Origin of the sequence: Chryseobacterium artocarpi (assembly GCF_001684975.1) — a bacterium.
GTDB lineage: Bacteria > Bacteroidota > Bacteroidia > Flavobacteriales > Weeksellaceae > Chryseobacterium > Chryseobacterium artocarpi.
Genome location: NZ_MAYH01000034.1, coordinates 79,805 through 97,932 on the forward strand (window position 1 = coordinate 79,805; position 18,128 = coordinate 97,932).

The 18,128-nt window shown below is 34.3% G+C and carries 15 protein-coding genes; 7 read left to right on the plus strand and 8 right to left on the minus strand.

Translation table 11 applies throughout. The features are described 5' to 3' along the window. Positions 1 to 25: 25 nt before the first annotated feature. Entirely contained in the window at positions 26 to 1,255 is a 1,230-nt protein-coding gene (locus BBI01_RS11940) for an ABC transporter permease (protein WP_065394912.1), read from the minus strand. Between the two features lie 77 nt (positions 1,256 to 1,332). Beyond that, on the minus strand, positions 1,333 to 2,022 hold the full coding sequence (locus BBI01_RS11945) for an ABC transporter ATP-binding protein (protein ID WP_065394913.1): 690 nt from the start codon (positions 2,020 to 2,022) through the stop codon (positions 1,333 to 1,335). A gap of 424 nt (positions 2,023 to 2,446) precedes the next feature. Between BBI01_RS11945 and BBI01_RS11950 the strand changes: the two genes are divergently transcribed. From BBI01_RS11950 to BBI01_RS11960, 3 genes are all read left to right on the plus strand, one after another. Continuing rightward, positions 2,447 to 3,421, plus strand: a complete 975-nt coding sequence (locus BBI01_RS11950; protein ID WP_041461620.1) for a ribonucleotide-diphosphate reductase subunit beta — start codon at positions 2,447 to 2,449, stop codon at positions 3,419 to 3,421. A gap of 121 nt (positions 3,422 to 3,542) precedes the next feature. Then, positions 3,543 to 3,833, plus strand: coding sequence for a hypothetical protein (locus tag BBI01_RS11955; protein WP_065394914.1), 291 nt, complete (start codon positions 3,543 to 3,545; stop codon positions 3,831 to 3,833). Between the two features lie 55 nt (positions 3,834 to 3,888). Further along, complete coding sequence (locus BBI01_RS11960; protein ID WP_065394915.1) at positions 3,889 to 5,547, plus strand: ribonucleoside-diphosphate reductase subunit alpha; 1,659 nt, start codon at positions 3,889 to 3,891, stop codon at positions 5,545 to 5,547. A 324-nt stretch (positions 5,548 to 5,871) separates the two neighbouring features. Here BBI01_RS11960 and BBI01_RS11965 read toward each other — a convergent pair whose 3' ends face one another. After that, complete coding sequence (locus tag BBI01_RS11965) at positions 5,872 to 9,057, minus strand: TonB-dependent receptor (protein ID WP_065394916.1); 3,186 nt, start codon at positions 9,055 to 9,057, stop codon at positions 5,872 to 5,874. Between the two features lie 297 nt (positions 9,058 to 9,354). Between BBI01_RS11965 and BBI01_RS11970 the strand changes: the two genes are divergently transcribed. The 3 genes from BBI01_RS11970 (at position 9,355) to BBI01_RS11980 (ending at position 12,887) form a co-directional block, all read left to right on the plus strand. Next, complete coding sequence (locus BBI01_RS11970; protein ID WP_065394917.1) at positions 9,355 to 11,490, plus strand: T9SS type A sorting domain-containing protein; 2,136 nt, start codon at positions 9,355 to 9,357, stop codon at positions 11,488 to 11,490. A 100-nt stretch (positions 11,491 to 11,590) separates the two neighbouring features. Continuing rightward, a complete protein-coding gene (locus BBI01_RS11975; RefSeq protein WP_065394918.1) occupies positions 11,591 to 12,481 on the plus strand; it encodes a DUF72 domain-containing protein in 891 nt (296 codons plus the stop codon). A gap of 175 nt (positions 12,482 to 12,656) precedes the next feature. Further along, complete coding sequence (locus BBI01_RS11980; RefSeq protein ID WP_065394919.1) at positions 12,657 to 12,887, plus strand: hypothetical protein; 231 nt, start codon at positions 12,657 to 12,659, stop codon at positions 12,885 to 12,887. 88 nt (positions 12,888 to 12,975) lie between these two features. On the opposite strand, the gene BBI01_RS11985 is transcribed toward BBI01_RS11980, so the two are convergent. Further along, on the minus strand, positions 12,976 to 13,494 hold the full coding sequence (locus tag BBI01_RS11985) for a hypothetical protein (protein WP_065395400.1): 519 nt from the start codon (positions 13,492 to 13,494) through the stop codon (positions 12,976 to 12,978). A 134-nt stretch (positions 13,495 to 13,628) separates the two neighbouring features. Between BBI01_RS11985 and BBI01_RS11990 the strand changes: the two genes are divergently transcribed. After that, positions 13,629 to 14,873 carry a porin family protein gene (locus tag BBI01_RS11990; protein WP_065394920.1) on the plus strand — a complete coding sequence of 415 codons (1,245 nt, stop codon included), beginning with the start codon at positions 13,629 to 13,631 and terminating at the stop codon, positions 14,871 to 14,873. Here BBI01_RS11990 and BBI01_RS11995 read toward each other — a convergent pair. The 4 genes from BBI01_RS11995 to BBI01_RS12010 all read right to left on the minus strand — a co-directional run bounded on the left by BBI01_RS11995 (position 14,870) and on the right by BBI01_RS12010 (position 18,040). Further along, positions 14,870 to 15,514: an HD domain-containing protein gene (locus BBI01_RS11995; protein WP_065394921.1), complete on the minus strand. Its 645-nt coding sequence runs from the start codon at positions 15,512 to 15,514 to the stop codon at positions 14,870 to 14,872. The two genes, BBI01_RS11990 and BBI01_RS11995, sit on opposite strands and share 4 nt — an antisense overlap. Next, positions 15,511 to 16,356 (minus strand): alpha/beta hydrolase family protein, encoded by an 846-nt coding sequence (locus BBI01_RS12000; RefSeq protein WP_065394922.1) that lies wholly within the window; start codon positions 16,354 to 16,356, stop codon positions 15,511 to 15,513. Before BBI01_RS12000 ends, BBI01_RS11995 begins: the two co-directional genes overlap by 4 nt. A 90-nt stretch (positions 16,357 to 16,446) precedes the next feature. Beyond that, a complete protein-coding gene (locus BBI01_RS12005) occupies positions 16,447 to 17,337 on the minus strand; it encodes a ribokinase (protein ID WP_065394923.1) in 891 nt (296 codons plus the stop codon). A gap of 67 nt (positions 17,338 to 17,404) precedes the next feature. Next, positions 17,405 to 18,040 (minus strand): DUF4241 domain-containing protein, encoded by a 636-nt coding sequence (locus BBI01_RS12010; protein ID WP_065395401.1) that lies wholly within the window; start codon positions 18,038 to 18,040, stop codon positions 17,405 to 17,407. Positions 18,041 to 18,128: the final 88 nt, after the last annotated feature.

Sequence of the window (18,128 nt, forward strand, 5' to 3'; positions counted from 1 at the left end):
AATTATTAGTTATAAATGATATACATTACTCTGTTCTCAACGCTTCAATAGGTTTGATCTTTGAAGCTCTGTAAGCCGGCACAAATCCTGCTATAAACCCAGAGAAAACCAATGCTATAAATGCCATAAAGATCTCACCCCATCCTACACTCGGACTTTTAATGAAAAACTCTTCAAGGCTGTCACCAATCATGCTTAATGTTAAAACACCGACTGCAATTCCTACAATACCGGAGATCACAGTAATCACAACACTTTCCTGAACAATAAGCGCTACAATTCCTCTTGGTTTTGCACCAATGGCTTTTCGCACTCCTATTTCTTTGGTTCTTTCTTTTACGATATACACCATGATGTTACTGATCCCGATAATTCCCGCCAGTAATGTTCCCATCCCGATAAAACCAACAATAGCTGTAAGAACTGCCATGAAGGTAAAAGTATCGTTCATGTTTTTGGCATTATTCCAGACACGAACACCGTTTTCATCGTCAGGAGAAACACTTTTTCTTGATTTTAATTTATCCTTCAGCTCATCACCATATTTAATAGCTTCCTGAGGAGTCATTTTATCACTATATGTGATGTAGGCAATATTTACCGTATCAGAACCTTTCTTCATTTGCTGTAAAGTCGTAATCGGAACGGTAATATGTCTTTCATCCCAGTCTCCACCGTCATCAGAGAATACACCTACAACTTTAAACATGGTTCCGTTGATATCCAATTCTTTCCCAACCGGACTTCCGTTTTTAATCAAGTCTCTTTGAACCATTCTTCCGATTACAGCAACATTCTGTTTTCCTTCAAGATCTCTGGGAGTAATGTAACGCCCATCAATCATTTTTCTGTTTTCAATGATCTGCTCGCCAGGTTCAGCCCCATGCACCTGATAGATTCCGCTTTCTTTACCGTATTTTACCATGAGACTGGCATTATACCTTGGGCTGGCTGCTCCAACGTTTTTCTTTTCTGCATTGACCAGAAAATCATAATCATCATTATTCATGGTTACGGTACGTTCAGACTGTAAACCTTTATAAGCTAAAGTAGTCTTCCCTGTAGAAATTGTAATCAGGTTTTTAGCATCTCCTGAAAACCCTTCCGAGAAAGCGTTCTGAAGCCCTTTCCCTATTCCGAAAAGAACAATGAATATAAATAAGCCCAAAGCCACCGTAAACCCTGAAAGCACCGTCCGAAGTACATTACTACGGATAGAACTGAATATTTCCTGCCAACGATCTAGGTCAAACATTTTTATTAGTATTAAAAGATTGAAAAATTAAAATCATTTAATTTTCAAATTATCTCATTTTCAAATTTTCAAATTGTTTAAAGCACAATCTGCTTAATAAACTCATCACTTTCAATGATTCCGTCCTTCAAAACAACGTTTCGTTTTGTCTGTGCAGCAACATCCGGTTCGTGGGTTACAACGATGATTGTTTTTCCTTCATTATTAATATCCTGAAGAAGCTTCATAATATCATGTGTCGTTTTTGAATCCAATGCTCCGGTAGGCTCATCCGCCAGTACCACTTTTGGATCTGTAATCAAAGCTCTGGCAATAGCAACTCTTTGTTTCTGTCCACCTGAAAGTTCACTGGGAAGGTGATTTGCCCATTGTGCAAGACCTACTTTTTCCAGATACTCCATTGCTTTCTGGTTACGTTCTTTCCTCGGGACATTTTGATAATATAAAGGCAGCGCTACATTTTCTAAAGCAGTTTTATAATTGATCAGGTTAAAGGACTGAAAAATAAATCCTAAAAATTTACTTCTGTACTCCGCAGCTTTCACCTCGGATAAGTGCTCTATCGGAACACCGTCCAATTCATAGGTTCCTGAATCTTTTTCATCCAAAATCCCAATGATATTAAGAAGCGTAGACTTTCCGGAACCGGAACTTCCCATAATAGATACAAACTCGCCTTCTGAGATATTCAGATTGATTCCCTTCAGAACATGAAGTTTGCTTTTTCCCGTATCGTATGATTTATGTAAATCCTGAATTACTAACATTAAGTGATCTATGTTTTATACCCAATAAGTAGATGATATTTTCAAATTGTTACAAGAATGAAAATTTATTCAAATATTTTTTTGTTTAATGACTTTATCCTTTATTTAAAGCATTTTACCATTTTTTGTTTAACGGTAACTTAAGTTTTCCATGTATTTATCCCCAAGAAAGCTGCCTAGCCTATTATTCGAGCCTGTTTCATGTAAATGTGGAAAACTTTTACAGCTAAAAGTCAGCCTATTAGTATTTACCTCTTTCAAAATCAGTTCTTTTTTTCGAACTTTGTATTTAGATTCTGATCAGAAGCACAAACTTAGAATGTGAATAACTTAAATTCACAACCATCACAAAAACAAAAAGTTATACATTTTCTGAACGTTATCCACATAGATCTGAATTATTTAATTATAAAGATATTTTAATATGGGAATTTTTGATAAGAGAGTAAGTTATAAGCCATTTGAATACCCGGAGGTCCTTCAATTCGTGGAAGCGATCAACAAATCGTTCTGGGTACATTCGGAAGTGGACTTTACTGCAGATGTACAAGATTTTCATTCGCAGTTGGAACCACATGAAAAGCATGCTGTGAAAAATGCGCTTTTAGCCATTGCACAGATCGAGGTGTCTGTAAAGACATTCTGGGGGAATTTATACAACCACCTTCCGAAACCGGAATTCAATGGATTAGGATCTACTTTTGCAGAATGTGAGTTCCGTCATTCTGAAGCATATTCCCGTTTATTGGAGGTATTAGGATATAATGACGAATTCCTTAATGTAATTGAAATTCCTGCTGTAAAAGGTAGAATTGAGTTCCTTGGAAATGCGTTAAAACATGCTAACTCTGCTACACCTAAAGAATACGTTTCTGCATTATTACTATTCAGTATCTTAGTAGAAAACGTTTCTCTTTTCTCTCAGTTTGCAATCATCCTTTCTTTCACAAGATTCAAAGGATTCATGAAAAATGTTTCTAACATTATCGCATGGACTTCTGTAGATGAGCAAATTCACGCTAATGCAGGAATCTACTTAATCAACAAAATCCGTGAGGAACAACCTGATCTATTAACAGACAGCGATATTGAAGATATATACACCCTTGTGGATGAATCTATTGCAAGAGAAGGTGATATTCTTAGCTGGATTTTTGAACTTGGAGAAATCGACAATGTATCTAAAGAAGACTTATTGAACTTCATGAAATATCGTGTAGACGACAGCTTGAAGAAAATCAACATGAAAACAAGATACAACATCACTCCTGAACAATACAGACCAATGGTATGGTTCGAAGAGGAAGTTTTCGCGAATTCTCTGGATGATTTCTTTGCAAAAAGACCTGTAGATTACACAAAACACGATAAGAGTATTACGGCAAACGATTTATTCTAATATAAATTGTAAAAGCGCGAGCGAAGCGAGCGTCAAAGCACACCGTATTAGCGTTTTTGTATGATGAATAAATTTATTATTTTTCAAGAACACTAAGCTTTTAATAACACAAAGATAAAATATGATTAATGTAATTGTAAGCTATACCGTAAATCCTGAATTTGTTCCTGCAAATAAGGCAAATATTCAAAAGTTTTTGAATGATTTCAAAAATCTGGATCAAACCACATTTGAATATAAAGTCTATGTAAAGGAAGACGGTGTTACTTTTGTACATTATTCAAACTATATCAATGAAGAAGTTCAGCATGAAGTTTTGAATGTTCCGTCTTTTAAGGAATTTCAAAGATTGAGAGATGAAAGTGGACTGAATGACTCTCATAAAGTCGAAATTTTACAACCAATAATATAAAAAAACAAAATTCCGGGGCGATCATCTCATCCCGGAATTCGAAAATATAACATCTATGGAAGAGCAAAATTCAAATATATGGTGGCTCAACGAGGAGTCTGAGCAAATGCTGAACAGAGGATATCTGTTGAAAGGTGAAACGGTAGACGGAGCTATCGACAGAATCACTACAGCTGCTGCAAAAAGGTTATACAAACCTGAACTTCAGCCGGCTTTCAAGGAAATGATCACAAAAGGATGGATCAGTTTCTCTTCTCCTGTATGGGCTAATATGGGAACTGAAAGAGGTCTTCCTATCTCTTGTTTTAACGCTCACATTCCGGACAGCATTGAAGGAATTACTCATAAAATGGGTGAAGTAATCATGCAGACTAAAATCGGAGGTGGTACTTCAGGTTATTTTGGAGAGCTTAGAAACAGAGGTACAGCCGTAACGGATAACGGAAAGTCTTCAGGAGCTGTTTCCTTCATGAAACTTTTTGATACGGCAATGGATGTTGTTTCTCAAGGAGGAGTAAGAAGAGGTGCATTTGCTGCTTATTTAGATATTGACCACGGAGATATTGAAGAATTCCTATCAATCAAAGATATCGGTAGCCCGATTCAGAACCTGTTCACCGGAGTATGTGTACCGGATTATTGGATGCAGGATATGATTGATGGTGATATGGACAAACGTAAAGTTTGGGCAAGAGTATTAGAAAGCCGTCAGCAAAAAGGTCTTCCTTATATTTTCTTCACTGATAACGTAAACAGAAACAAACCTCAGGTATACAAAGACCTTGGAATGACGGTAAACGCAAGTAACCTTTGTTCTGAGATCATGCTTCCTTCTACAATGGAAGAATCATTCATCTGCTGTCTATCTTCTATGAACCTTGAACTATATGATGAGTGGAAAGATACAGATGCCGTTAAATTAGCAGTATACTTCCTTGATGCTGTATTATCAGAATTTATTGATAAAACTGAAGGAAACTACTACTTACAGGGAGCAAGAAACTTCGCAATGCGTCACAGAGCGCTAGGATTAGGAGTTTTAGGATACCACTCTTACCTACAGAAAAATATGATTCCGTTTGAAAGCTTTGAGGCGACTCAATTCAATGCAAGAGCTTTCAGACACATTAAAGAACAGGCTGAGCAGGCTTCAAGAGAACTAGCTAACATCTATGGAGAACCAGATGTACTGAAAGGATACGGATTAAGAAATACCACTACAATGGCTATTGCTCCTACTACTTCAAGTTCTGCAATCTTAGGGCAAACTTCTCCGGGAATCGAGCCTTTCTCATCAAACTATTATAAGGCAGGTCTTGCGAAAGGAAACTTTATGCGTAAGAACAAATACCTGGCAAAACTATTGAAAGAAAAAGGTTTAGATAATGAGGAAACATGGAGAACTATCATGTTGAACCATGGCTCTGTACAACACCTGAACGAACTTACTCCTGAAGAAAAAGCAGTATTCAAAACGTTTAAGGAAATCTCTCCTATGGAAATCATTTCACAGGCAGCACAGAGACAACAGTACATTGATCAGGCTCAATCTCTAAACCTTCAGATTCCTTCTACAATGCCAGTAAAAGATGTAAACTATCTATACATTGAAGCTTGGAAAAAAGGAGTAAAAACTCTTTACTATCAAAGAAGTTCTTCTGTTTCAAAAGAAATGATGGTGAACTTTGTATCATGTTCAAGCTGTGAAGCATAAGATCAAGTAATAAACACTCTATATTTACAAAAGCATACCGAAAGGTGTGCTTTTGTCGTTTTTTAGCTTTATAAGTTTTGGCTAAAGCCGTTGGATATATAATTTAATTATAGAACGGGCTAAAGCCCGTTTCTATTGAATTACAAAAACTAATAACTATAAATAGATTGATCAATTTCTATATTTATTCACCGATGATTATTTACAAAAAAGAATAGATATTTAACATCATTACTTCCTTCATTACTTATTATCTATAAAAAAGGTCCGGAAAGAAAATCCGAACCTATGAAAGAATTGTATAAAAGTAAAATAAAGCAGTAATTAAAAATTATATCTAACTCCTAACTGTGCTTGAAATCTTGAAGCAAACTGATCGATTGTATAAGGTAACCCTGGGGTTTTAAAGTTGTAAGTTGGGTCTCCTGCAGCAGGTTGCCCCGCAGCTACATTTCCTACTTTCGTTAAGCCTACACTTGCTGTAGAGTTAAAGGTATTTGGTACAAAGTATACTTTACCCCAGTTTTTGTTTAATAAATTGGTAAAATTGATGATGCTCAAAGAAATCTGAATATTGCTCTTTGATTTTTCACTCAATCTGATTTCGTCCATAATTCTGATATCAGCCTGAACATTCCAAGGAGTTGTATCTCCGTTTCTTTCTGTAAACGTACCTCTTCTGGATTTCAGATAATCGTTATTATTGACAAAGTTCTCATAATCTGCAATCTGTTGCTGAGCCGTTACTAAAATATTTCCTGATCCGTCTTTAATAGGAACAATATATTTCGCAGCTTCGGCAGCATCTTTAAACACATAAGCAAGACCTGCAGCCTGCCCCGTATTAGCAATAGTACTGTTTACAAATCCCCAAGAGAATGGATTTCCTGATTGAGCATTAAAGTACACATTAGTATACAGTTTATTTGAATTGGAAATATTAAAAGCATATCCGAGATTAGCAACAATTCTATTTTTGATAGCGAAATTGGAAGTTGTTAACTTAGGATCATTCGGAGTCAAAGACTGATTCATCTGCCAGTTACTTTCCATTGAATTTCGGATTCCGTTTGTAATATCTTTTGCATCTCCATAAGTATAAGCAGCGAAGAAATTAAATCCGAAGCTATATGATTTTGAAATCTGAGCCGTCAGGTTATAACGGTATCCTTCTTTTGTATTGGATAAAAGGTATGCATTTGAAAACTTACTGTTGATATTCGTTGTATAGATTGGCATTTCGTGATTCACATCATAGCTGTAATAGGTCACATTATCCGTTTTATTCACCTGTTGGAATTTCAGATCATAAAGAACCTTAGTATAAATACCTTCCAGTGTAAGTTTATATCCGCCAAGCGTATAATCGAATGCCAGTGAACTTCTCCAAACTCGTGGCATTTTGAAATTATTATCAATAAGATCCACCTGTACTTTTGAAGAATTTTGCCATTTAGAGAAATTGGAACCTACTAAAGGATCTCCATTAGCCGCGAGTTGCGCTGCAGTTGGAGCATTATAATCATAGCTTCCGAAACCTACCCCGTCATTATAATAAGCATATCCTAACCATGCAAATGGAATTCTTCCTACAAAGATTCCTGAACCTCCTCTCAACACCATAGATCTGTCTTCTGTAACATCAATAGTAAATCCAAGTCTTGGAGATAATGTTGGTTTATTAAGATAAGTATTGGTAAGCTGGCTCAATGGAGTATAATTATAAGTATTTCCATAATTAGGATCCTGAGGTGAGCTGTTCACCAATGGGCTTAGTTGCGGTTTGTTTGGTAAATCAGTGTAATCTACTCTGATTCCTGGTGACAGTCTTACTCTACCCCAATTAATTTCATCCTGAAGATATAGTGAAAGAAGATTCACTTTATACTGAGCATAAGGATTGTCAAAAAGAGTTTGTCTGCTTTCTCCGTTAAAAGGATAGGTACCTCTTATTCTTGCAGGAGTTCCATTATAAAAATCATTTAAACTTTTATAGGATATTCTTCCGTTCAGGGCATTTACAAAACCGTAATTGATATTGTATAGTTCATTGTGTGTTCCTAGTAAAAAGGTATGATGTCCTGTTTTATAAGTAAGGTTATCTGTAATTTCAAAAGTTTTCTGTTTCATATTGAAAACAGTTGCCTCCCTGTCATTTCCTAATAGAATAGTTCCTCCGTTATGGGTAATTTCAACCTGTGGGAACATAGCATTTGCGGAAGTAGGGTCTCTGTAATCATGAATTGAGGAATATCCTACGACTAAATTATTATTCCATTTATCGTTAAAACGGCTTTTCAACTCAAGGGTTGTAGTAGAAGCGGTATTCTTTTGAACAAAATCCATGCTTGAGAACCGGAAATTGGCACCATCCCTCTCTAAATTGGATGCCTGAGAAAATACCGTATTGTTTTTAATCGATAATGTATGTTGGTCATTAATTTTCCAATCTAACTTATTGAAAAGCTTAGAACTTTCGGAGAAGTTATTGTATTGATTAAAGCTTCCTACATTGAAACCATATTTCTTCTGCACAAAATCTGAAATCTGCTGAGCAACAGTCTGATCAATCAAAGCATTTGGATCACCGGCATTATAAAAAATAGGATCTGTTCTTTTGGTATATTCCAGATTCGTGAATAAGAATACTTTGTCTCTCACCACTGGTAATCCTACTCGCCCTCCATAGATAAAGTCAGAGAAATCCTTTGGCATTTTTGAATTATCTCCTACCCTGTTGTTTCCTGTAATTGCTGCATTTCTTCCGTAGGTATAAAGAGATCCGGTAACCTCATTACTTCCACTTCGGGTAACGGCATTGATACTTCCGCCAAGGAAATTTCCAAGTTTCACATCATAAGGAGCGATATACACCTGTACATCCTGAATAGCATCCAAACTGATAGAATTGGAACGCGTACTACTTCCAGGCATTCCTGAAGTTCCCGTCTGCCCACCTAATGAAGGGCTGAAACCAATGGCATCATTATTAATAGAACCATCGATTGTAACGTTATTGTAGCGGAAATTTGTTCCGTTGAATGAATTGTTGGCACTTTGAGGAACTAGTTTTGTGACATCCTGAATACCACGATTGATATTAGGTAATCCTGAAATTTGTGCCTGACTGATTCCTACTCCGTTTTTTACGGCAGTCCTTTTTGAGGTAATTTTAACCTCATCAATGGTCTTTTCTTTATTTCCTATTTCCACTATGGGCAAATCATTATTCCCTAAAGAAAGCTGAAGAGCGGGGTTTTCATAAATAATCTGTGATCCGTCGGAAATCTCAATTTTATAAGGTCCTCCCGGCTGAAGATTATCCAAACTGTATTGTCCTTTGCTGTTGGTTTTAGTTTCAAAGGTACTGTTGGTAGGAATATGCACTACCTTTACGGTGACTTCGGAAGAAATTCCTTTTAATCTTCCAAAAATTTTAGAACTGGTTTCCTGTGAGAATGCAAAACCAAAAGATAATAAAGCAAAAGCACAGATTATTTTTTTCTTCATATTTTTTCTTCTAAAAACTTGGTGTAAAAGTATATCTACTAAATATGAAGTATGGTAACATAAAATTAACATTATGTAACACAATGTTTAAGATTTCCTTAAAAAAAACTTAATACAAATAATAAAATCATTCCAATATTTTTTCTATAAAAATTGAATTTCACCTCTATTTAAATCAAAAAAAACAAGATAAAATCTTTTAAATGCTCAAAAATTTAAAAATTAACTATCTTTGTCACACTGGAAATTAATTTAAAAACACTTGATTAAAATCCGATAAATGAAAAAACTAAAATCATGAAAAAAATTCTACTTACACTATCTGTAAGCTGTGCATCCATAGCTTACTCGCAGAATCTCAATTTTACAGATTCGAAATTCAAAGCTCTTCTTTTAAGTTCAAATACTACAAATGAGATTGTAAAAGATTTCAATGGAAACTCTATTGCTATAGATCAAAACGGGGATGGTGAAATCCAACTTTCAGAGGCACAGCAGGTAAAAATATTGAATATTAAGATCAGCGATGAAATGTATATTGATCCCAATGGCAATAGATCTGACCCTGGAAATATCAATACGACTTATTACGACAGTCACCTTCCCAATAGTATTTCAGATGCTTTACTTTTTTCCAATCTTGAAGAACTTTACTTCTGGAATACAAAAGCTGCTAATATCAGCTTCACGAATCATGGAAAGATAAAGAAGGTACAAGGAAGACCTTTCTATTATGATTTCTCTCAATCAGGGCAATATACTGCTGCTGCGATAAATCTTTCATTTGATAACTGTCCAGGAATTCAGGATATAAATGATGTGATTGCTTATCAGGCTTCAGGAAATCCTTGGTATTCACCTGAAAATAGTTTAAGCATCAAAAATATTCAGTTAACTAACAGCTACTTAGTTATCGATAATACTGAACTGAGAGAACTATATATCCAAAACACTAATGTCAGTACTTTAACATTTAATTCCTGTAAGTTCTTATCTAAAATTTCGGTACCCAATCTTACTTCTTTAACAAAGGTTTCAGTTGTGGGAAACAGCAGCGTTAATGAACAAAATATTGAACTTATAGTCAATAATTGTACAAATTTGGAGGAGATCATTGCTAATACGGATCATTATGAAACAAATGGCGCTTATTTTTCTTCAGTAAACCTTAACGGCTGCTCAGCTTTAAAGAAAATAATGGGTTTAAATGCTGCGTCTATTGATTTCAGTACGGCAGGATTAATTAACCTTGAGGAATTAGACTGTTCATTTTATAACAGATATGGATACAATACTACATCCGGTATTTATTTTGGTAAGGTAACATCATTAAATCTTGCGGGTCTTCCAAAACTTAAAGTTTTAAAGGCATTTAATCAAAAAATATCCAACAATGTGAATTTCAGTTCAGCACAGGCTTTGGAAAACATTGATATTACGAACAGCTGTGGTTATATGAATACCGTAAACGTAAGTAACCTTTCTCATCTGCATACTTTAAGAGCCAACCGTCATTATACTGATGGTACAACAGGTGCTGATCATCTTCAGAATCTTATCACTAAAAACTGTACAGCATTAACCAGTTTTCAATTTGATTACAATAGTGATTTAAGAAAGCTTGATTTGGAAAACTGCCCAGGGCTACAATATTTAACAATAGGAACCTCTTTAGCAGATAAGTTCCCTAATTTACAAGAAATTAATCTTACGCAATGTACCGGATTCAAAGAGATCTCTGTAAGCTCAACAAAAATTTCAACACTGGATACGAAAGATTGTTCAGCATTACAATCCTTAACTTTGTCTTACAATCACCTTCTTACTTCACTCAATATTTCCAATAATTCAAACTTAGAATCATTATCACTTTCAGCTCTGTTTTTACTTACACAAGTCAATACTTCCGGGAATGTTAATTTAAAAAACGTTTATTTCAATATTTGTCTACAGATTACTCATCTTGATTTTTCCACATCACCTCATCTTGGAGCAGTCGCTCTTGTTAACATGCCAGAACTAACATATGTAAACCTTAGAAACGGATCTCTAGAAAGTTTCTGGGAATTCATGAACTATAATTCTAACTTATCTGTTTGTGTAGATGATGCGCAATTAAGTGATTTTCAAACTTCATATCCTGATATCAACTTTACCACGAATTGTGGGGCGACTTTATCTACAGCTAATCTAAAAACGAATACACCTCAAACTAAAGTTTTCCCGAACCCTGTAAAAGACATCTTACAAATCAACTCAGAATATCCTGTAAAAAACATTAAGCTTATTGATAGCCAGCAAAGAATTATTTTTAATCAGAACTTCAATCAGAAAGCAGTAAAAATTGATCTTTCAAGCTATCCAAGCGCTCTTTATTTTATGAAAATTACAACAGAAAAATCAGAAACAACAGAGAAAATTATCAAGAAATAATCCTTTTCAATACAACTCTTTTCACCAAAAATCATAGAACTTTCTATGATTTTTTTGGTTTATATTTGTGTTGATTGTTTAACACTACAAAATTACAGATATGAAATTCGGACAAGTAGAAGATCCTTCAAAGATAGATTTTACTCTTCCAAAGGATCATTCCAAAACCAAAGAGATTTTAAGTCTTAATAAAAAAGGATTGGAAAACATCTCTATCGGATGTGCCAAGTGGAATAAAACGGATCTTAAGGGATTTTATCCCAGAGGAACCAAGGACGAACTGACTTATTATGCTACTCAGTTTAATTCTATTGAGCTGAATGCCACCTTCTATGGAATGCCAACTCCGGATCAGGTAAAAACATGGAAGGAAAAAACTCCAGCTGACTTTAAATTCTTCCCTAAGATCACCAATACAGTATCACACTTCAGAAGATTAATTGACGTTACTGAACCTGTTACCCATTTTGCATCAGCTGTAATGAATTTTGATGAAAAATTGGGTATGGCTTTTCTTCAACTTCACGATAATTTTAAGCCAAAAGATTATGACAGGCTGGAAAAATTTGTAAAAGAATGGCCTAAAGAAGTTCCTCTTGCTATAGAGCTTAGAAATACGGAATGGTTTACTAACGAGGATATCTTAAATACCACTTGCGAGCTCTTTGAAGCCAATAATATCACGAATATCATCGTGGATACAGCCGGAAGAAGAGATATGCTTCATATGCGTCTTACAACACCTAATGCATTTATCCGTTATGTTGGAGCCAATGCAGAAAGTGATTATGACAGATTGGATGACTGGATGAAACATCTTACTCAATGGAAAAAGGATGGATTGCAAAACCTTTATTTCTTCGTTCATCAAAATGTTGAAAAAGCATCTCCTCTACTCTCTGCTTATTTTATTAAAAAAATGAATGAGGAATGGAAAACTGATATCCATATTCCTCAAATGGCAACTGAAAGTACGGGTACTCTTTTTTAGAAAAAATTGATAAATATTATTTAAAAACAATAATTATTCAACAATAAAAAAATTAAATAGATTCATTTTAATTTAACCTTCAGCTAGTAACAAACGCCTTTTCTTATTGGAAAAATATTTACATTAGAGTATACCATATTGTAAAGAATCTGGTATACTTAAAAAAATTAATATCATGGAAAAGGAAATTTGTAAAATCAGTGTTGCGGGCAATTGGCTTGGTGATGAATATACCTTTTATGAGAATCACACCATAAAAAGAGTATATGATAACCACAGTTTAAATTCCAACAAAACTGAATGGCTGGAACCTCAACAAATCAGCAATCAAAGTAAAGACAAGATCATAAAGAATTGTCCCGAAGAATTCAAGGAAAGAATCATGCAGATTCTTGATTATCCTTAATAAAAAACTCTCGCAGATTTCACCAATTAAAGTAGACTGATAAAACATCTACGATCAGCAAAATCTGCGAGAGCATTATATAAATTTACTATTTATTTCTCTTTAAAAGCAATACCAGATTCAGGAATAAAAGGAGAAAATCCAATGTAATCCAGATTCCAAGCTTGGTATTTTCATAATTATAGGCATCCACCTGCTTTTTTGCAGCCTCAGAAAGCTTCATACTCTGATTAATATAATTCTGTACTTCCACAATCTGATCTATATTCTTATTGGGAACTGAATGCTGGGAAAAGTATACCAGATTCTTTTTCCCAAGATAACCGACAATCCAATATTCATCAGACTTATCCATTTTCAGGTATTCTATTCGATAATATTCCGGACGTACTTTTCCTATATGCTTAGGCTCCAGTATTGTATTATTATCAATTTTATTTACATTAATAAGATAGAAATCCAATGCTTGTGGAAGCTTATTGATAACCTGTAATCCTACAGAATTATCCACAAATGCCACTGCACTTTTTTTGATAAACCAATACGTAAAAACAGAGATTGAGGAAACCACTGTCACAATGCGAAACAGTCTTGCCCATTTTGCCATCCTTCCTGATTTGACCTTAAACAACATTAAAGACAAAACTGAAGCTAGAAATATTATAAAAATAATCAGTGTCATATTTTACAAAGATACTTAATCTATATTTTATTTATATTTGCCGTCAAATTTTAATAACCATGAAAAACGCATTTTCAGTATTTGCTTTTTTGAGCATAACTTCTATCTATGCTCAAGTAAAATACGAAAAAGGTTACATTATTAATAATGATAATATAAAAACAGAAGTACTTATCAAAAACAAAGGATGGGTAAGTAATCCGGATTCGTTCAGCTACAAAAAAGATGATAACGCTCAGGAATCCACTGGTATTCCATCTAATATCAAAGAATTTGGGGTTTATAATGAGGTAAAGTATATTACCTATAATGGGGACATAGATTACTCTTCAGATGATATTGCCAGCCTGACTCATAATAAAGAGCCTAAACTTGTTAAAAGTTCAGTATTTTTAAAGGAAATTGCCTCTGGAAATAAGAGATTATACACTTATAAAGGTCATATTACCAGATATTTTTATTCTGATTCAGATTCTGTTATAAAGCCTTTGATCTATAAAAAATATTTATTGGATGGTAATAAATCATTAGTTGCAACCAATGATGAGTATCTGGATCAGTTGAAAGCTCTTTTTGCGGATGATACAAGCACACTTTCTAAGGTAGACAGGACACAATATTCTACATCCAGCTTAACAAGAATTTTCACTGAATATAATGGTAAAACAGCAGTAAATTCAAACAGTCCGTCTGAAGTAGCTGTTTCCACTAAGAAAAAAGAAGTGAAGCTTAATCTCAATATAAGACCCGGAGTTAATTTTTATTCTCCTTTAAAATTGGAAGAGTCTTATCCTTCTCCTGAACTTGCGTCATCAAAAACTAATTTTAGGATTGGTGTGGAAGCAGAGCTCATTCTTCCTTTCAACAGAAATAAATGGTCTGTTATTCTCGAACCTACATTTTCTCAGTATTCCAATAAGAAAACAACCGTTCGTACGAATGACAATCTGTATAATATAACAATGGATAGTTATTCATCTATCAGTATTCCTCTAGGGGTAAGACATTATATGTATATCAATGATAAATCAAAGATATTTGTAAATGCCAGCATCAATGTCTTTACTATAAAAACAAGTTCTCCATCTTCTATAGATGTAGATTATGACGGATTTTTATTTGATAAATTAGAATTGGCATCTACTCAAAGTTTCAGAAATGCTTCTTTTGGAGTAGGCTATAACTATAACAGTAAATATAGTTTAGAAGCAAGATTTAATACCCGCAGCAATATATTGGATAAGGATCTACCGCATGCAGATATTAAATCTTTTTCTTTAATTTTTGGATATAATATTTTTTAGTCTACATTCCATTCTTTATAAAACTGGTCGAGGAAATTCAGCATATAATCATGTCTTTCTTCGGCCATTTTTTTTCCTTTTTCAGTATTCATCAGATCTTTCAGAAGTAATAATTTCTCATAGAAATGATTAATCGTCGTTCCGTTTGATTTTTTATACTCTTCTTTAGACATATTCAAACTTGGCTGCACTGCGGGATCGTGCATTGGATTATTCTTGAATCCGCCGAAGTTAAATGTTCTTGCAATTCCTATGGCTCCAATGGCATCAATTCGGTCTGCATCCTGTACAATCTGCAATTCCAGAGATGGATTTACCGGAGCATTTCCTCTATTTTTAAATGATATATTTTCGATAACAAATAAAACTTTTTCAATAGTTTCGTTGGGAACATTTTGTGATTCTAAAAACTCTCTTGATATTCTTGGAGCTATCGTCTCATCTCCGTTGTGAAATTTAGGATCAGCAATATCATGTAATAATGCAGATAATTCTACTACATCCTGATCACAATTTTCTGTTTCTCCTATTTTTTTTGCCAGCTTCCAGACTCTTTCAATATGGAACCAATCGTGTCCAGCTTCTGCTCCTTCTAATTTTTCTTTTACAAATTCTACGGTGTTTTCAATGGTACTTTTCATTTATCTATCAATTCATTTAAAATAATATCCCAGAGTTTATGATTGTAGCTTCTAAAAAAATTAACATGTCCAATTTCTTTTTTCTCAGATTCGGAAGTTTTTACAAGTCTATAGGTAGGTTTAAGGTTGGGATATGTATTATTCAGTAAGCTTAATACTCCTTTTTCAGTAAGCCATACATCATCTTCAGCCCGGATCACAAAGACTTTTTGTGTTAAATTTTTAGAATAATCATCAATTTTCTCCAACAACCGGTTGGTTGATTTCTTGTTTAAAATTAAGGTTCTCCAGTCATATGCACAATTTTTTGGAAGACTTTCTCCAAGCCCAAACCAATTTGCCGGAAAATACCCTAATAAAGAAGTAGTTAAAGGCTGAACAATTCCGAATCCCAGATAAGCTTCTATTTTAGTTTTCAATCTCAGATTACCGACAAACGCATTCTGAGTTCCTACGAATACAAACTCTTCAAACATTTCCGAATCTTTATTCATTCCCAAAATCAATGCGCCTACAGAATGTCCTAAACAATATTTTCTATATTCGGAAAAGTGAGTTTTGATATATTGAGTTAAAGTTTTAAAATCCCGAGAGCCCCAAATCCTCATAGACCCTTGAAATCCTTTCATTTCTTTAGGTTTGGAAAGTCCTATTCCTCTATAATCATAAGTGATTACAGTAAATCCTTGTTCAGAAAAATATTTGGCAAAGGAAAAGTATACCTGTTGTTTTACACCTGTCGCAGAGTTAATCAGCAATAGTTTTCTGTTATTTTTTTCAGGGTGAAAAAGATGAACAGAGAGAGAGGCATGGTCTTCTGTGGTCAGTATTAGTTTTTCCATAGGATAAAAAGAAAAAATCCACTATAAAAGTGGACATTTTCTATATCTTTTTATGTTAAGTTTTGAACTTTTAATATGTCGTAAATAGCTTTAAGACAGGAAATCTGAAATTCTTGGCAATCCTGTTTGCGATCCTTTACCTCTGGAAACTCTTGATGAAACTTCATTTCCGAACTTTACACATTCTTCCACGGAATTTCCATGACAAAGTGCAATAGCAAATCCTGAAGTAAATGCGTCTCCCATTCCCATTTTATAGACTGCATTTTCGTTATTATTTCTGTAATATTTCATTTCAGTACCATCAAAATAAATGGTTGAATTCGTATCATCTCTTACGAAAACCTTATTAAAATACTTTCTAAGTACTTCTTCTCGTTGCTCTTCACCAAAAATAATATACAGTTCACTGCTTTTTGCCACTATAAAATCAACGTTTTCAATAATTTCTTCGCTAACTCTCATTGCCGGAGATGCATATAAACCTACTTTTTTACCATATTTCTTAGCTTTTTTCACCGTATACTCTACCACTTCCATGGAAACCTCAAGTTGTACCAATACTAAATCTGCTGTATGGAAATAACGATCCGCTTCATCAATATGAGACTTACTAAGATATTTATTAGCGGCAGGAACTACTACAATCGCAGCATTCCCTTCACATGTAGTTACATAAGCTGTGCCAGTAGATTCTTTATCTGTTTCATGAACAAAACCCACATTCACATTTTCACCCACAAGATTTCTCATAATCTGTTGTCCCAAGGGATCCATTCCTACACAACCAACGAAGTAAACACTCGCTCCAAGTCTTGCTGTACCTACTGCCTGATTAGCTCCTTTTCCTCCAAAATAACTGTCTGAATTCACTGCTAATACAGTTTCATTAGGTAAAGGAAGTTTATCGGTTTCTAAAACCAGATCTATTGAAGAACTGCCTACAACAATAATTTTGGGTTGTTCTGATGAGAAATTCATTGTGTTTTATGTAGTTTTTAAATTAATAACAGACAAAAATTCTACTTTCAAAAATAACTAATTTTACTTAACTAATTTCAATAAATTCAGTAATTATCTTTACAGGAGATTTATCCTTATCATAAGCTATATAGCTGGCATAAAAACCTTCTCCGTATCCGGTCTCAAAAGCAAATATAGTTCCAGGGTGTGATTCTGAAGGTTTTAAAAATGCATATTGATCTATCGCTCCGTTTTCATCAAAGAAATATTCATGGAAAAATTCTTCATAGATTCCCATAAAGTCACCTCCTTTGTTATGATAAAGTTTTTGCTCCAGCTCATTAAGACTGTTTTGAGTATCAACATCCATAAAGCATCCCATTCCACTTTCTACAGGATAACCGAAAACTTCTTCTTCAGCAAGCTCTTTGATATTCTGCCCTGCGGTAGTTGCTAACTTCCAATCTACGATTTCTTTGGCATTGAAAACAATTTCCGCATACGCTACACAATTGCTTTCTCTTTCTTTATGTAAGGTAACAGAAAATTCTCCTTTAGGAAATTCTGTAGAAAAAGGGAGCATATCATTTGTGATCAAAGGATCACAGGCAACTAATTTTCCACTGGAAAGATAGATTTTTCCTACTTCAAAACTTTCTAACAACGGACTTTCTACAAAGTCTCTCGAGAATAGTTTTTTTATGTTTTCTATATGTGTCATTTTATTTCTTTTCTTTAAACCATCAGGCTGGATACAAGTTTTCATCTGTACCCAGCCTGATATTAAGACAAACGTATTGCCTATTTTA

Excerpts from the sequence above, each read along its gene's own strand:
- BBI01_RS11945 (WP_065394913.1), bottom strand. The coding sequence starts at position 2,022 with ATGTTAGTAATTCAGGATTTACATAAATCATACGATACGGGAAAAAGC.
- BBI01_RS12010 (WP_065395401.1), bottom strand. The coding sequence starts at position 18,040 with ATGACACATATAGAAAACATAAAAAAACTATTCTCGAGAGACTTTGTA.
- BBI01_RS11975 (WP_065394918.1), top strand. The coding sequence starts at position 11,591 with ATGAAATTCGGACAAGTAGAAGATCCTTCAAAGATAGATTTTACTCTT.
- BBI01_RS11960 (WP_065394915.1), top strand. The coding sequence starts at position 3,889 with ATGGAAGAGCAAAATTCAAATATATGGTGGCTCAACGAGGAGTCTGAG.
- BBI01_RS11990 (WP_065394920.1), top strand. The coding sequence starts at position 13,629 with ATGAAAAACGCATTTTCAGTATTTGCTTTTTTGAGCATAACTTCTATC.
- BBI01_RS12000 (WP_065394922.1), bottom strand. The coding sequence starts at position 16,356 with ATGGAAAAACTAATACTGACCACAGAAGACCATGCCTCTCTCTCTGTT.
- BBI01_RS11940 (WP_065394912.1), bottom strand. The coding sequence starts at position 1,255 with ATGTTTGACCTAGATCGTTGGCAGGAAATATTCAGTTCTATCCGTAGT.
- BBI01_RS11980 (WP_065394919.1), top strand. The coding sequence starts at position 12,657 with ATGGAAAAGGAAATTTGTAAAATCAGTGTTGCGGGCAATTGGCTTGGT.
- BBI01_RS11965 (WP_065394916.1), bottom strand. The coding sequence starts at position 9,057 with ATGAAGAAAAAAATAATCTGTGCTTTTGCTTTATTATCTTTTGGTTTT.
- BBI01_RS11970 (WP_065394917.1), top strand. The coding sequence starts at position 9,355 with ATGAAAAAAATTCTACTTACACTATCTGTAAGCTGTGCATCCATAGCT.
- BBI01_RS11985 (WP_065395400.1), bottom strand. The coding sequence starts at position 13,494 with ATGGCAAAATGGGCAAGACTGTTTCGCATTGTGACAGTGGTTTCCTCA.
- BBI01_RS11995 (WP_065394921.1), bottom strand. The coding sequence starts at position 15,514 with ATGAAAAGTACCATTGAAAACACCGTAGAATTTGTAAAAGAAAAATTA.
- BBI01_RS11950 (WP_041461620.1), top strand. The coding sequence starts at position 2,447 with ATGGGAATTTTTGATAAGAGAGTAAGTTATAAGCCATTTGAATACCCG.
- BBI01_RS11955 (WP_065394914.1), top strand. The coding sequence starts at position 3,543 with ATGATTAATGTAATTGTAAGCTATACCGTAAATCCTGAATTTGTTCCT.
- BBI01_RS12005 (WP_065394923.1), bottom strand. The coding sequence starts at position 17,337 with ATGAATTTCTCATCAGAACAACCCAAAATTATTGTTGTAGGCAGTTCT.